Annotated in this window: 9 protein-coding genes; 7 read left to right on the top strand and 2 right to left on the bottom strand. The window is 65.3% G+C overall.

The window, feature by feature from the left end; all coding sequences use genetic code 11:
- The first annotated feature begins 32 nt into the window (after nt 1-32).
- The 3 genes from DKW65_RS00720 (at nt 33) to DKW65_RS00710 (ending at nt 3,160) form a co-directional block, all read left to right on the top strand.
- A complete protein-coding gene (locus DKW65_RS00720) occupies nt 33-1,412 on the top strand; it encodes an AlkA N-terminal domain-containing protein (protein WP_111655448.1) in 1,380 nt (459 codons plus the stop codon).
- Nucleotides 1,409-1,903, top strand: coding sequence for a methylated-DNA--[protein]-cysteine S-methyltransferase (locus tag DKW65_RS00715; RefSeq protein WP_111655447.1), 495 nt, complete (start codon nt 1,409-1,411; stop codon nt 1,901-1,903). The genes DKW65_RS00720 and DKW65_RS00715 overlap by 4 nt, the downstream gene beginning before the upstream one ends.
- A gap of 78 nt (nt 1,904-1,981) precedes the next feature.
- A complete protein-coding gene (locus DKW65_RS00710) occupies nt 1,982-3,160 on the top strand; it encodes an ATP-binding protein (protein ID WP_111655446.1) in 1,179 nt (392 codons plus the stop codon).
- Between the two features lie 43 nt (nt 3,161-3,203).
- Here DKW65_RS00710 and DKW65_RS00705 read toward each other — a convergent pair whose 3' ends face one another.
- Nucleotides 3,204-5,072, bottom strand: coding sequence for a S8 family serine peptidase (locus tag DKW65_RS00705; protein WP_245932360.1), 1,869 nt, complete (start codon nt 5,070-5,072; stop codon nt 3,204-3,206).
- Nucleotides 5,073-5,332: 260 nt separating this feature from the next.
- Here DKW65_RS00705 and DKW65_RS00700 point away from each other — a divergent pair, with 260 nt between their 5' ends.
- From DKW65_RS00700 to DKW65_RS00690, 3 genes are all read left to right on the top strand, one after another.
- Nucleotides 5,333-8,650, top strand: coding sequence for an acetyl-CoA carboxylase family protein (locus tag DKW65_RS00700; RefSeq protein ID WP_111655445.1), 3,318 nt, complete (start codon nt 5,333-5,335; stop codon nt 8,648-8,650).
- A 179-nt stretch (nt 8,651-8,829) separates the two neighbouring features.
- Nucleotides 8,830-11,952, top strand: coding sequence for a penicillin acylase family protein (locus DKW65_RS00695; RefSeq protein ID WP_111657460.1), 3,123 nt, complete (start codon nt 8,830-8,832; stop codon nt 11,950-11,952).
- Between the two features lie 139 nt (nt 11,953-12,091).
- A complete protein-coding gene (locus tag DKW65_RS00690; RefSeq protein ID WP_111655444.1) occupies nt 12,092-13,249 on the top strand; it encodes a PQQ-dependent sugar dehydrogenase in 1,158 nt (385 codons plus the stop codon).
- A gap of 6 nt (nt 13,250-13,255) precedes the next feature.
- Here the strand turns inward: DKW65_RS00690 and DKW65_RS00685 are convergent, their stop codons facing one another.
- Entirely contained in the window at nt 13,256-13,522 is a 267-nt protein-coding gene (locus DKW65_RS00685) for a Kazal-type serine protease inhibitor family protein (RefSeq protein WP_111655443.1), read from the bottom strand.
- 147 nt (nt 13,523-13,669) lie between these two features.
- Between DKW65_RS00685 and mltF the strand changes: the two genes are divergently transcribed.
- On the top strand, nt 13,670-15,052 hold the full coding sequence (mltF, locus tag DKW65_RS00680; RefSeq protein ID WP_111655442.1) for a membrane-bound lytic murein transglycosylase MltF: 1,383 nt from the start codon (nt 13,670-13,672) through the stop codon (nt 15,050-15,052).
- The last annotated feature ends 54 nt before the right edge of the window (nt 15,053-15,106 follow it).

Here is a 15,106-nt window from a genome sequence, read left to right as displayed (position 1 = left end):
ACTGGCATCCGATCACTCATCGGGAGCATGTGATGCTGGATGCCACCACCTGCCGTCAGGCTCGCCTGTCGCGTGACGCGCGCTTCGACGGCTGCTTTGTCACCGCCGTCACCAGCACCGGCATCTACTGTCGGCCGGTGTGTCCGGCTACGCCACCGCTGGAACGCAATGTGCGCTATTTCGACAGCGCCACCGCCGCAGCGCACGCCGGTTTTCGCCCTTGCCTGCGCTGCCGCCCCGATTGCGCGCCGGAATCACCGGCCTGGCATGGCAGCCACACCACGCTGCGCCGGGCACTGCGATTGATCGACGAAGGCGCACTGCAACAGGGGTCCATCACCGACCTGTGCCACCGCCTGGGCATCGGCCCACGTTATCTGCGCCAGCTGTTTCATCAGCATCTTGGCGTCTCGCCCAAGGCCTATGCCCTGTATCGCCAATGCCTGTTTGCCAAACAGTTGCTGCATCAGAGTCAGTTGCCGATCACCGATGTCGCCTTTGCCAGCGGCTTTCGCAGCCTGCGTCGCTTCAACGACGCCTTCAAGGCGCAGATCGGCCTGCCGCCGCGCGCGGTGCGCCGCAAAGCCGGCGATCCCGACGCAGCGCTGACCCTCACGCTGGCATACCGGCCGCCCTACGCCTGGCAGGTGCTGCATGATTTCCATGCCCGGCGCTGCATCGAGGGTCTGGAATGGCTGGACCAGGACAGTTATGGCCGCACCCTGCAATGGGGCACCGCACGCGGGCGCTTCACTGCCCGGCATCGCCCGGCACAACATGCCTTCGAGGTCAGCCTGCAACTCGACGACCTGAGCCTGCTGGCGCCCGTGGTGCGCCATATCCGCCGCATGCTGGATCTGGATGCCGATACCGCCCGGATCGAGGCGCACCTGAGCGAGGTATTGCCTGGCCTGCCCCTGATCAACGGGCTGCGCTTGCCCGGCATCTGGTCACCGTTTGAGGCCGGCGTGCGCGCCATTCTCGGCCAACAGGTCTCTGTCGCGGCGGCACAACGGCTGGTCACCACCCTGGTGAAGACGCTGGGCGACGGCGAGGCCGAGGGCCTGCGTTATTTCCCCACGCCCGCACAGATGGCCCACAGCGATCTGGCCTTTCTGGGCATGCCCGACGCCCGGCGCCAGACGTTGCGACGATTCGCCGCCTGGCACGCCAGCGACGCGGCCGACGACGACCCGCAAACCTGGACAGCCCTCAAGGGCATCGGCACCTGGACCGCCGACTATGCGGCCCTGCGCGGCACGTCTCACCCGGACATCTGGCTGGCCGGCGACCTGGGTATCCGCAAGGCGCTTGCGTTACTGAGCAGCGCCGACCCGAAGCAAACCGATCCCGATCTCGCCGCACCCTGGCGCAGCTATCTGACTTTCCAGCTATGGAGCCAACCGATATGAGCACTGCCCTGGCCTTCGATTATTACCAGCCTGCCGCGGCGTCTCTCGGCCTGATCCGCATCCAGGCCAGCGATGACGGACTGACCGCCATCACCTTCCTTGATGCCACAGACCACGACACGGCATCTCCGGCACCGCAACCCAATGCGCACACCCGTCTGTGCCAGCAACAACTCGCAGAATACTTCGCCGGGCAGCGCACCCGCTTCGAGCTCCCCCTGGCCGCCAGCGGCACGCCATTCCAGCAACAGGTATGGCGCCGCTTGTGCGACATCCCCTTCGGCGCCACCGCCAGCTACGCCGACATCGCCGCCCGGCTGGACAACCCCCGCGCGGTACGCGCGGTGGGCGCCGCCAACGGCCGCAATCCGCTGGCCATCGTCGTGCCCTGCCACCGGGTCATCGGCCGCGACGGCAGCCTGACCGGCTACGCCGGCGGCCTGGCCCGCAAACGCTGGCTGCTGGCGCACGAGGCGGCAGCAAGAGCCTGAAGCAGTATCCCGACAGCAGGGTGGCAAAGTGCGGCCGAGATGCATACAATTTCAAAATTGAAACTTGAGATTGTATGTATGCTTGAGCGCGACCTGTCTTCTACACTCTTGCGACTGGCTGCAGGCTTTCCGGTCATTGCCGTAACGGGACCTCGCCAGTCCGGCAAAACGACGCTCGTCAAAGATCTCTTTCCCGAAAAGCCGTACGTCAGTCTGGAGGACCCGGAAGAGCGGGCGTTTGCGGAGGACGACCCCAAGGGTTTCCTGGCCCGTTTCCATGAGGGCGCCATCTTTGACGAAGCCCAACGCTGGCCAGCCCTCTTCTCCTGGTTGCAAGGCCTGGTGGATGCCGACCGGCAGCCTGGCCGCTTTGTGCTGACCGGCTCACAGCAATTCGACCTGACCGCGGGCGTGACCCAGTCTCTGGCCGGGCGGGTCGCCATGACACGGCTGTTACCGCTCACCCTGGGGGAGTTGCCAGATGCGCAACGAGCGGCGATGAGCGCAGATGCAGCCTTGTTGCGAGGCGGTTATCCACTGCTGCACACCAGCAACCTGCGGCCCGCCGACTGGTTTGCCAGTTATGTCGCCAGCTACGTAGAGCGGGATGTGCGTCAGGTCTTGAAAGTGCGTGACCTGACCAGCTTTCAGCGCTTCGTCAGGCTCTGCGCCGGACGCACCGGACAACTGCTGAATCTCAATGCCCTGGCGGGCGAAGCGGGCATTGCCCAGCCCACCGCCAAAGCCTGGCTGTCAGTCATGGAAGCCAGTGATCTGATTTTCCTGCTGCCGCCCTACCACCGGAATTTTGGCAAGCGACTGGTCAAAACACCAAAGCTCTACTTTGTCGATGTGGGACTGGCCAGTTGGCTGCTCGGCATTCGCGATGAAGCGACGCTGGCCCTTCACCCCCTGAGAGGCGCCCTCTTCGAAACGCTGATGGTCAGCGAGTTTCTCAAGGCACGTTACAACAATGGCGAACATGGCGGGCTTTATTTCTGGCGCGACAACAACGGCCTCGAAGCCGATCTGCTGTTCGAGACCATGGGGCGTCTGCAACCTGTAGAGATAAAGTCTGGCGCAACGGTGACACGCGATTACCTGCGCGCAGCACAGCGCGCGGGTAGCGTCGCAGGCGACGAGAGCCTGCCTCCATGGCTGGTCTACGGCGGCGATCAGAACATGCAGCGCAACGGGATCAATGTTATCGGTTGGCAGGCAATACATGAATATCGCCACACCATGGCTGGCGGGTAAGCGATCCCCCTCCCTATCCCGGTGAGGAGGATCGCTCTCACCATCAGGGATTCGTCAACAACTCAAAGCTGCCACTGCCCTGGGTGGCCCGCACGCGCCAGCGATAGGTGCCGCTGGCGACGCTGGCATTCAGGGTTTTCTGCGCGCCGCTGCCCTGGCCGCTGGCCACGCTGCTCCAGCTGCACGAGAACAACAGGACGCAGCTGCGGCGCTCCAGGAACACATCGAAGCTGCTGCCCGCCGGGCTGCTCAGGAAGCCTTCGATCTGACCACCGGAAAAGCTGAAGCCGTTGCCCGGGAAGGTCGCCTGCTGACCGTTGTTCAACTGACCCGTATAGCGCGTGCAATCCGGGCAGACAGGCGCCTCGTCGCTGCTGACGCTGACATTCTCGCTTCGCTGTGCCGTCTGATTCGCCGTGTCGGTCACGGTCAGGGTGACCGTGTAATCCCCGAAGCTGGCATAGGTGTGCGACACTGTTTCACCATTGGCCGTGTTGCCATCGCCAAACTGCCAGTCCCAGGCTGCCACCGCCACATCATCCGTGCTGCCACGGCCATCGAAGGTGCAGGTCAGACCATTGCAGTCCGCCGTAAAGGCCGCCACGGGCGGACGGTCGACCCCGTTGCCGTTATCTTCCGGGTCGACCCAGGCCAGCAGATTGGGGGAGCCGTTGCCCACGCTACTGAGCACACCGACCGTGGCATCACCCAGCACGGCGTCAAAGACCTGTATCGGGCTGGCGCTGCTCTGCTTGCCCAGATAAAGGGCCGCGACCCCGGCCACATGGGGCGCCGCCATGGAAGTACCGCTGATGGTGCGCAACTGGGTGTCGTTCTGGAACCAGGCGGCGGTGATGTCGCTGCCCGGGGCGAAGATGTCTACACAACTGCCGAAGTTGGAGAACGACGAGCGCGCGTCCGTGCGGGTGGTGGAGCCCACGGTGATGGCCTCCGCCACCCGGTTCGGTGAGCCGGTGCAGGCGTTGGCATTGCTGTTGCCCGCGGCCACCACAAAGGTCACCCCGCTGGCCACCGCATTGCGCACGGCGGCATCCAGCGCTGTGGAGTTACCACCACCCAGGGACATGTTCGCCACCGCAGGCTTGATGTGGTTGGCGGCCACCCAGTCGACCCCGGCGATCACGCCGGAATTGGCGCCGCTGCCGCCGCAATCCAGCACCCGCACGGGCGCGATGCTGGCCGATTTGGCCACGCCGTACACAGTGCCCACGGCGGTGCCCGCCACATGGGTGCCATGACCGTTGCAGTCGCTGGTGTTGGCCGGATCGGTGCTGCCTCCGCCGCCGATGAGGCCCAGGAAACCGCCACTGCCATGACTGGCGAAGTTGCGCCCGGGAATCACGCGGCCTTCGAATTCGACATGGCTGGCACGCAGCCCGGTATCGAGGATATAGACATTGACCCCCGCCCCCGCGCTATCCGGATAGGTATAGCGACCGTCCAGCGGCAGGTGGCGCTGGTCGATGCGATCCAGCCCCCAGGTGGCATTGTTCTGCGTTGCTGCCAGTTGAATCACCTGGTCCTGCTCCACATGCAGCACCCCGGGCAACGCGCGCAGCAACCCCGCCTGCACGCTGCTCAGGCGCACCGACATGCCTGTCAGGGCGTGCTCGTAAACGTGTGTCACCTCACCGCCGCCGACCGTGGCCAGCACCGTGGCAATGGCCTGATCCAGCCCCGCCACGCCGAGCAGATCCGTGATCGCCGGATCCAGCATCACGATGTAATGATCGTCGATGCCCTCACCGGGCAGCAGACCGGTTTCCGTGACCAGATCCGAGACCAGCGTCGTCGTATCGTTGAGCAGATTATTCAGCAGAGAAGTATGAGCCGGTGATGCCGACAGCATTGCCGCCGCACCCACCGCGCCCACCAGCGCGCGCCATGCCATGGAGGTACCCCGTATCTTTTTTTTGAAAAAATGGCGCTGCAAGACACAGCACCCACCGCGTCACTGTACGGGCAGGCACGGCTTCACCTCCGTGGTAACCCTGTTAACCGTTTGTTGCCTTGAGACGCTCCGCACCGTGAAAGTGTGACGTCTATTCATCTGCTGCATGGTGCGACATCGAAATTGCTCAGTTAACCGGCACCTGCATCTGTCCTACCATCGGAGAGCCAAGCCCCCCCTCTGCGCGCAAGGATCATGACATGTCGACATCACACCCTCGTTTGCTGATCGCCAATCGCGGTGAAATCGCCATTCGCATTCACCGTGCCGCCAGCGCGCTGGGCTGGCACACCGTGGCGGTATGCAGCGAGGATGACCAACAGGCGCTGCATACCCGTCATGCCGATGCGGTACACACGCTACCCGGCACCGGACCCGCCGCGTATCTGGACAGCGCCGCACTGATGGAGGCCGCGCAGCAGCACCACTGCACGCTGGTGCATCCCGGTTACGGCTTCCTCAGCGAAAGCGCCGATTTCGCCCGCGAATGCACCACCGCCGGACTGACCTTTATCGGCCCCACGCCGGAGACCCTGACGCTGTTTGGTGACAAGGTGCGTGCCCGTCAACAGGCCCTGGCCGCGGACGTGCCCGTAGTCAGCGGGACCGACTCGGCGGTATCCCTCGCACAGGCCGAGGCCTTCTTCCGGACACTGGCCGTGCAGGGGCATGAACACGGCATGATGATCAAGGCGCTGGCCGGCGGCGGCGGGCGCGGCATGCGCCGGGTGACCGACGCCGCGCAGATCCCCGCCGCCTTCGAGCGCTGCCAGGCCGAAGCGCGCCAGGCGTTCGGCCGCGATGATCTCTATGTGGAAGCCCTGATCCCGGCAGCGCGGCATATCGAGGTGCAGCTGCTGGGGGACGGCGAGGGCAACGTGATTCATCTGGGCGAGCGCGATTGCACGCTGCAACGTCAGCACCAGAAACTGATTGAGCTGGCCCCCGCCCCCGGCCTGCCCGAGCGACTGCGCCAGCGACTGCTGGAGGCCGCCGTGGCGTTGGGCCACTCGGTGCGCTATCGCGGCCTGGGCACGGTGGAATTCCTGGTGGCGGCGGAGTCAGAGGCCGACAGCCCCTTCTGGTTTATCGAAATGAACCCGCGCCTGCAGGTGGAACACACCGTGACAGAAGCCGTGACCGGGCTTGATCTGGTGCAACTGCAATGCCGTGTCGCCACGGGCGCCAGCCTGGCCTCGCTGGGGCTGACCCAGTCACCGGCACGCCACGGCCAGGCGGTGCAGCTGCGCATCAATACGGAAACCCTCAGCGAAGACGGCAGCGTGCGCCCCGCCCACGGCACGCTTTCAGCTTTCGACCTGCCCAACGGCCCGGGGCTGCGCGTGGACAGCAGCGGCTATACCGGCTACGCCAGCAATCCACGTTTCGATACCCTGCTGGCCAAGCTGATCGTGCACCAGCCCGGCGAGGACCTGTCTGCGCTGTGGCGCCAGGCGTACCAGGCCCTGTGTGAATGCCGTATCGAAGGCGTGGCCACCAGCGTACCGCTGCTGCAGAACCTGTTGCGTCACCCGGCCGTGCAGACCTTGCAGGTAGACACCGGTTTTATTGACCGCGAACGCGCTGCCTTGCTGGCCGCCCCCGACACCCCCCATCCGCGCCGTTACATCGTCAATACCGGCGACAGCGCCTCGAGAGTCCCCTCACAAGGAGAGACGGCCGCGCCGCTGCCTCCGGGACATGACGCCGTGACCGCGCCGGTGGCGGGCACCCTGACGCGTCTGCTGCACGCCCCCGGCGATACCGTGCACGCTGGCGACACCCTGGCCCTGATGGACGCCATGAAAATGGAATTCGAACTGAAAGCACCGGTGGCCGGGCAACTGGTGGACGTGTGTGCAACCGAAGGCGCGCTGCTGGCCGAGGGCGAGCGTGTGCTGGTGCTGCTGGCGGATGACAGCGCGGCATCGGCACACCAGACCACCACCGAGCTGGATCTGGACCGGGTACGCGATGACCTGGCCGCCGTGCTGGCACGCCAGCACGGCCTGCTTGATGCGGCCCGCCCCGACGCCGTGGCCCGGCGCCGCAAGACCGGGCAGCGCACCACCCGGGAAAATCTTGACCAGTTACTCGACCCCGACAGCTTCAGCGAATACGGCGGCCTGGCCCTGGCGGCCCAGCGACGTCGCCGCAGCACCGAAGAACTCATCGCCCTGAGCCCTGCCGACGGCCTGGTGGCGGGTACCGGTACCATCAATGCCGACCTGTTCGGCAGCGACGCCGCACGCTGTATGGCGCTGGCCTACGACTACACCGTGTTCGCGGGCACCCAGGGCATGATGAATCACAAGAAAACCGACCGCATGCTGGAGATGGCCGCGCACTGGAAGCTGCCGGTAGTGCTGTATGCCGAGGGTGGCGGCGGGCGCCCCGGGGACTCCGACTTCCCTGGCGTCGCCGGGCTCGACAACATGACCTTCCTCGGCCTGGCCCGCCTGAGCGGCCAGGTGCCGCTGGTGAGTGTCGTCTCCGGGCGCTGTTTTGCCGGCAATGCGGCGCTGGCCGGTTGCTGCGATGTGATCATCGCCACCGAGAACACCACCCTCGGCATGGCCGGACCGGCCATGATCGAAGGCGGTGGCCTGGGCCGCTACACGCCGGAACAGGTGGGCCCGGTCAGCGTGCAGGCGGCCAATGGCGTGCTGGATATCGTGGTCAAGGATGAGGCGGCCGCCACCGCCACAGCACGCCAGTATCTGGGTTACTTCCAGGGTCGCCTGAACGACTGGCAGTGCGCCGACCAGCGCCACCTGCGTCACCTGATTCCGGAAAACCGGGTGCGGGTCTATGACATCCGCCAGGTGATCGACACCCTGGCGGATACCGGCACGGTGCTGGAACTGCGCCGCGCCTTCGCCCCCGGCATGATCACCGCGCTGGTGCGCCTCGAAGGCCGCCCCTTCGGCCTGATCGCCAACAATCCGCTGCATCTGGGCGGCGCCATCGACAGCGACGGCGCCGACAAGGCGGCTCGCTTCATGCAACTGTGCGATGCCTTTGGTCTGCCGTTGATCTCCCTGTGCGACACCCCAGGCTTCATGGTCGGCCCGGAGGCCGAACGCAGCGCCAGTGTTCGCCACATGTCGCGCCTGTTCGTCACCGCCGCCGCCATGACCAGCCCGGTGTTCACCGTCGTACTGCGCAAGGGTTACGGCCTGGGCGCCCAGGCCATGGCCGCTGGCAGCTTCCATGCGCCGGTGTTCACGGTGGCCTGGCCCAGCGGCGAGTTCGGCGCCATGGGGCTGGAAGGCGCCGTGCGGCTGGGCTATGCCCGCGAACTGGCGGCCATCGACGACCCGGACAAGCGCCAGAAGCTGTTTGACCGCATGGTGCGCGCGGCCTACCGCCATGGTCAGGCGCTGAACATGGCCAGTTACCTGGAGATCGACAATGTCATCGACCCGGTGGACACCCGCGCCTGGCTGCTGCGCGGCCTGAACAGCGCCCCGGTCCCCGCCCGCCGGGAGCGAGGGCGATTTATTGATACCTGGTGAGCTGTGTTGCGCTTTCTGAGGGATTTTTAAGCGTTTTGTGTCTTCGGGGTCACACCCCGGCTTCTCCATGCCAGAGTTGCACGATGGTGCAACTAACCGTTGTGCCCGCGCTATGACGCACCCCTACAACAACGGCACAAGAAGGAGGCGCCGCCCGCACGGCGCCCATGGAGAAGGACATGATCAACAAGTGCGCTCCGTCGCTGCTGGCCCTGGCCCTCGCGGCCACCGCCGCGACGCTCACCGCCTGTGGCGGCTCCTCTGGCGGCAGCCTGAATGACGGCGTGGGTGGCGAAGACCCGCGTGACCCCGGCGGCCCGGGCAGCGGCAACCGCATTCCGGTGCCGGTGACGCAACCTTTTGCTGACTATGGCACCGTGCTGAACATCCTGCCGCCCGGGCAGGACGACAACGGCGGCGTCAGCAACCTGCTGGGCGATATTCCCGGCCTGGGCGATCTGTTGGCGACCTTGCTGGACGATGGCTTGAGTCAGCTCGGCCTGGCCCCCGCACTGTTCAAGGAACCCCACTTCGACGACCAGCTGGACATGTATGAAAACATCGTCTTCAGCCCGCCCGGGCTGACCGATGACCAGCTGACGCAATACTTCAAGCCCGCGCCCATGCTGGCGCCGGATGCCGGCAACTGGACCCGTGAATACACCGTGGCCCAGGGCGATTACAGCGTGCAGATCAAGCGAGATGATTTCGGCGTGCCGCATATCTTCGGCCAACAGCGCACCGATGCCCTGTTCGGCATGGGGTACGTCACCGCCGAAGACCGCCTGTTCCTGCTCGACGTGCTGCGCCGCGCCGGGCGTGGCCGCCTGTCCGAGTTTCTCGGCCCGGCGGATTTCTCTTTCGATATCGATATCGCGGAAAACGCGCCCTACCGGGAAATCGACCTGACCGCACAGGTGGCCAATGTGGCCAGCACCCTGGGCGAAGATGGCGCCCAGATCCTGGTGGATGCCGACGCCTTCGTCGCGGGCCTCAACCGTTATGTGGACGGCGCGCGCCAGGGCCTGCTCCAGGTGCCGATCGAATATGTCGGCCTGGGCGTCACCCTGGAGCCGTTTGTGCGCGAGGATGTGGTAGCCATCGCCACCCTGATCCAGGGCATCTTCGCGGGCGGCGGCGGCCAGGAGCAGCGCAACGTGTTGCTGCTTCAGGAACTGCTGGCGCAAACCAATGACCCCGAGAAAGCCTGCGATCTGTGGCGCGACCTGCGCCACGCCAACGACCCGGAATCGTCGGTGACCACCGAACGCCGTTTCGCCACCCAGTCCCCGGCGCGCATCGATGAAGACGCCTGCCCGTTGCTGCCTGGCTTTGCGGCACAGTTTCCTGCAGCAGTCATGTTTGATGCCGGCAGCTTCCAGGCGCATAGCCCGATCGACTTCGAGCCCTGTGGCCGCCCCGGCCAGGCCGAATGCCCCGGCATCGACGGCGCCATTCCGTCGTTGCCCGGCACTGGCGTGATCGAAGTGATCATCGAAGGCACACTGAACCTGCTGCGTGGACTCCTGTCGCTGGCCGTGGTGGAGAACGCGCCGGGTGACGGCATGCTCGCCAGCATCGGCCACTGGTTCGATCGCACGCTGAACGCCATGGGCCTGCGTGAAAACCCGGCACAGCACGTGGCTGAGGTGGACGACGCCGTGTACGAGAAAGCCCGCGAGCGGGTGACCGCCACCCTGGCGGTGCTGGACGGTCTGCGCGATGACTTCCCGCGCACCATGTCCAATGCCTTGCTGGTGAATGGCGAGCACACCGCCAGTGGCCACCCGCTGGCGGTCTTTGGTCCACAGACCAGCTACTTCGTGCCGCAACTGCTGTTGGAAATGTCCGTGCATGGCGGCGATATCAACACCCGGGGCATGACCTTCACCGGCCTGCCTTATGTGGTCATCGGCCGCGGTCCGGACTTCGCCTGGAGCGCCACCTCGGGCAACTCCGACCTCACCGACGTGCGTGTGCTGCGTTTGTGCGCGCCCAACGGCAGCAACGATCCCCAGGGCGGCTATCAGTTCAATGGCCAGTGCAAGGCCTTCGATGTCATCAACGACGGCTGGGCTGCGAAATGGAACCTGGCCGTCCCCATGGATGATCCGCTGGCCACCGGGCAGAACTTCATCGTTCGGCGCAATGTGATCCGCAGCGAGGATTACGGCCCGATTCTCGGCTTCGCCGCGGTCAACGGCCAGCCCGTGGCGCTGGCGCGCCAGCGCGCCACCTATTTTGCCGAACTGGATACCGCCCTGCCGTTCGTGCGCGCCACCCGCAATGACGTTTTCGATGCGCAGAGCTTCAAGGAAGTGTTCAGCGCCACCACCGGCAGCTTCAACTGGTTCTATGCCGATGCCGACGATATCGCCTTCATCCACACCGGCCTGTATCCGCGCCGCGCCGCTGGCGTGCACCCGGATCTGCCGTCGTGGGGTGACGGCAGCGCCGACTGGACCGGCTTCCTGTCACTGCAGGACCTGCCGCAGGACACCAACCCGCCGCGGGGCTATCTGGCCAGCTGGAACAATCGCCCGGCCAAAGACTGGTGGTCCGCCGACGACAACAGCACCTACACCCTGGTGCATCGCAACGACATGCTCGACGTGCGGCTGACGCAACTGGTGGCCGAGGGCAACGTGACGCTGGCCCGGCTGACCGAGATCATGACCGACGCCGGGGTGACCGACCTGCGCGGCCAGGAAATCCTGCCCGCCGCCATCGACCTGCTGAACCTGGGCAGCATCAGCGCCGACATCAGCGAAGCGCTGAACCTGCTGCAAGGCTGGATGGATAACGGCGCCTGGCGCCGCGACCGGAACAACGACGGCCGCTACGATGAAGAGGCCGCCGTGGCGCTGATGGATGCCTGGTACACGCGCATGATCGAACGCCTGCTGCCTCAGGTCACCGCACTGGAGAGCACCGGCGCCGGCAACCTGGCCCCTGTGGGCCGTGACAACAGTCCGGGCGACATGGGGTCCGCCTATCAGTCAGGTTACTACGGTTATCTGCGCCGCACGCTGGACATGGCTCTGGGCCAGTCGCCCGCGCCCTACCGCGCGCTGCGCTGTGCCGACAGCAACAACGCCGACGCCTGCCGCACGGCGCTGATGCTGAGTCTGGTGGATGCCATTGACGATCTGGGTGGTCTCGACAATCGCGACAACTGGTCCGTCAACATGCTCGATGACGCCATCCAGCATCGCGCCATTGGCCTGTCTTCCGTGCGCCCCACGCACTGGCAGAATCGCCCCACCTTCCAGCAGGCCGTGGAATTCCGCAGCCGCCGGTAAATCCGCCACCCGTCCCGTCTGCGACCCCCGGCCGGGGGTCGCATTTTACCAATCCTTACCTCCGTCAACGCTTCCGCTGCGGCTGATGCGGTACGCTTTACCGTACTGTTTTTCTTGCTCTCATCGGGAGGACTGCGCTATGCGGTGGCTATGGCTGTCTGCAGGTGCCCTGGGCCTGATCGTGGTCAGTGCCTGCGGCGAAAACAACACAACCGGGATCACCGGGGCGGTGCCCAGCGGCGCCCCCCGTGACGTTCATGCCAGCGAATACCATGACTTCGTACTGGAAGAGCTGGCGGGCGGCCTCAACCACCCCTGGTCGCTGGCGTTTCTGCCGGAAGGCGACCTGCTGATTACCGAGCGTGCCGGCACACTGCGCCGCTTCAGCGAGGACGGCCTGAGCGAAGCCCTGAGCGGTGTACCCGAAAGCGTGGTCCAGAATCAGGGTGGCCTGCTGGAAGTCACGCTGCACCCGGACTTTGACAACAACCAGCGCGTCTACCTGAGCTACGCCAGGGCCTGCGATGAAGGCGGCGCCACCACGGCCGTGGGCTATGGCACGCTGAACGGCACCAGCATCGAGCACTTCGAGGACATATTTGTCGGGGACGCCTGCGCCACCGGCGGACGCCACCATGCGGGCAAGCTGCTGTTTGATAACGACGGTTATCTGTTCCTGAGCATCGGCGACCGGGGTGAAGACCCGCGAGCCCAGGACCCGGGCGACCACGCCGGGGTGATGATCCGCCTGCACGATGACGGTCGCGTACCCGACGACAATCCGTTCGTCGGCGATGACGACAAGCGTGACGAGATCTGGAGCTATGGCCACCGCAACCCGCAAGGGCTGGACCTGCACCCGACCACCGGCGAGGTCTGGCTGCACGAGCACGGCCCCCGGGGAGGCGATGAAATCAATCTGGTGCAGCCTGCCCTGAATTACGGCTGGCCCGAAGTCACCCACGGCGTGGAGTACAGCGGCGAATATATCGGCCCTGACGAGATGGAGGGCATGGAGCCCCCGCTGAAGCACTGGACGCCGTCCATCGCTCCCTCCGGCATGGCCTTCTACACGGGCGACGCCTTTCCCGACTGGCAGGGCGACATCTTTGTCGGCGCCCTGGCGGGGCAACATGTCGCCCGGGTGCGCTTTGACGGCACCACCGAAGTGGAAGAAGAGCAGTTGCTGGCCGACAGTGGCCACCGTTTCCGCGAAGTGCGTCAGGGGCCAGACGGCTTTCTCTACCTGCTGACCGACTCCACTGACGGCAAGCTGCTGCGCATCCTGCCGGAATAATCCGCCTTACAGGGTCTGCTCTTCACATCTGCCCGGCCGGTAAAAGATCACCCCCGGCTGGGCACAGCCCTGGCAACTGTTGCCGTAGGTGCCCACCTGCGCACCTGCGGCATCCAGACCACACACCGGGTTATAGATCATCGGGCACGCCACTTTCTCCGGCGGCAGATCCGGCTTGTCGCACACCCGGGCACCCTCGGGCGGCACCACATCGGCCGTCTGGCACGCCGCCAGCAACAGGCTGGCCGCCAACAGGGACATCACACGCATCATCCAGCTCCTGATTCCGGGAAGGCCCCATCATCGCCGCAAAGGCCAGCCGGTGGAAGCCGTCAGCATGCCCCTGGCAGGTCGCCTGCTTGGCCCCGGCCCTCGCACAGGCCACAATACTGCAGCCACTACCGCACCGGGGATCACATCATGGGGCTGAAGTTCACTATCCAGGCCAGTGGCCTGGCGATAGCCGCCGCACTGCTCGCCCTTGTCGGCTGCGACCGGCAGCGACCTCTGCCCACCTCCCTGGAGGCGATTCGGGACGGCGGCACCCTGGTGGTGCTGACCCGCAACGCCCCGACCACCTACTTCATCGACCGCGACGAACAGCCCATCGGCTTCGAACATGATCTGGTGCAGGACTTTGCCCGGCGCCTGGGTGTCGAGGTGAGCTTCCGTCTGGTGCACAGCATCCAGGACATCCAGGAGGAACTGGCCCACGGCAAGGCGCACATGGCGGCCGCAGGCCTGACACGGCTGGACAGCCGGGGCGAACAGTTCGATTTCGGGCCCGGCTATTACGAGGTACAGCAACAGGTAGTGTGTCACCGCTCCGGCGCCCAGCCACGCAATCCGGGCGATCTGGTCGGCCTGTCACTGCTGGTGATTGGCGGTTCCAGCTATGACGAACGCCTGCAGTACCTGCGCGACACCGAACACCCCGATCTCACCTGGCAGACTGACAACAGCCTGTCGACCGAACTGATTCTGCAGCGCGTGTGGGAAGGTGAGGTGGACTGCACCGTTGCAGACTCCAATATTGTCGCCATCAATCGCCGCTACTTCCCCGAACTGAGCGTGCGCTTTCCCCTGAACGAGCCGGAAGAGCTGGTGTGGCTGCTGCCCAAGGGCGCCGACGCACTGCGTGACGCCCTGCACGACTGGTATGAAAAAGCCAATGACGAGGCGCTGATCACCATGGTGGCCGCGCGCTACTACGCCCATGCCGAGATCTTCGATTACGTGGACATCGCCCGTTTTGTCCGGCGTATCGACGAGCGGCTGCCGGAGTACCGGGCGCTGTTTGAAGAGGCTGGAGAGGCCCATGGCTTTGACTGGCGCCTGCTCGCCGCGCAGGCCTACCAGGAGTCCCACTGGAACCCGCTGGCCCGCAGCCCTACCGGCGTGCGCGGCATGATGATGCTGACCCTGCGCACGGCGGGTGAACTGGGCGTGGAGAACCGTCTGGATGCGGCCCAGAGCATTGACGGCGGCGCCCGCTATCTGGCCAACCTGCGCGACCGGTTGCCGGAACGCATCGAAGAGCCCGACCGCACCTGGTTCGCCCTGGCCGCCTATAACGTCGGCATGGGTCACCTGAACGATGCCCGCATCCTGACCGAACATGCTGGTGGCAACCCTGATCGCTGGCTGGACGTACGAGACGTGCTGCCGAAACTGTCACAACCGGAGTATTACCGTCATCTGCGCTTCGGCTACGCACGGGGCAGTGAGCCGGTGCAGTATCTCCAGCGCATTCGCAATTACGAGGATATCCTCACGCAACAACTGGTCTACAGAGCGAAATAAAGGAAAGGCAGCTTTAACAGAAGTACACGCGACAGGCCCTGTGGGTTCAGGCAT

This window comes from Isoalcanivorax indicus, from assembly GCF_003259185.1.
GTDB classification, from domain to species: Bacteria; Pseudomonadota; Gammaproteobacteria; order Pseudomonadales; family Alcanivoracaceae; genus Isoalcanivorax; species Isoalcanivorax indicus.
Note: the sequence above shows the minus strand (reverse complement) of the source record. Positions and strands in the feature narration are given on the sequence as shown.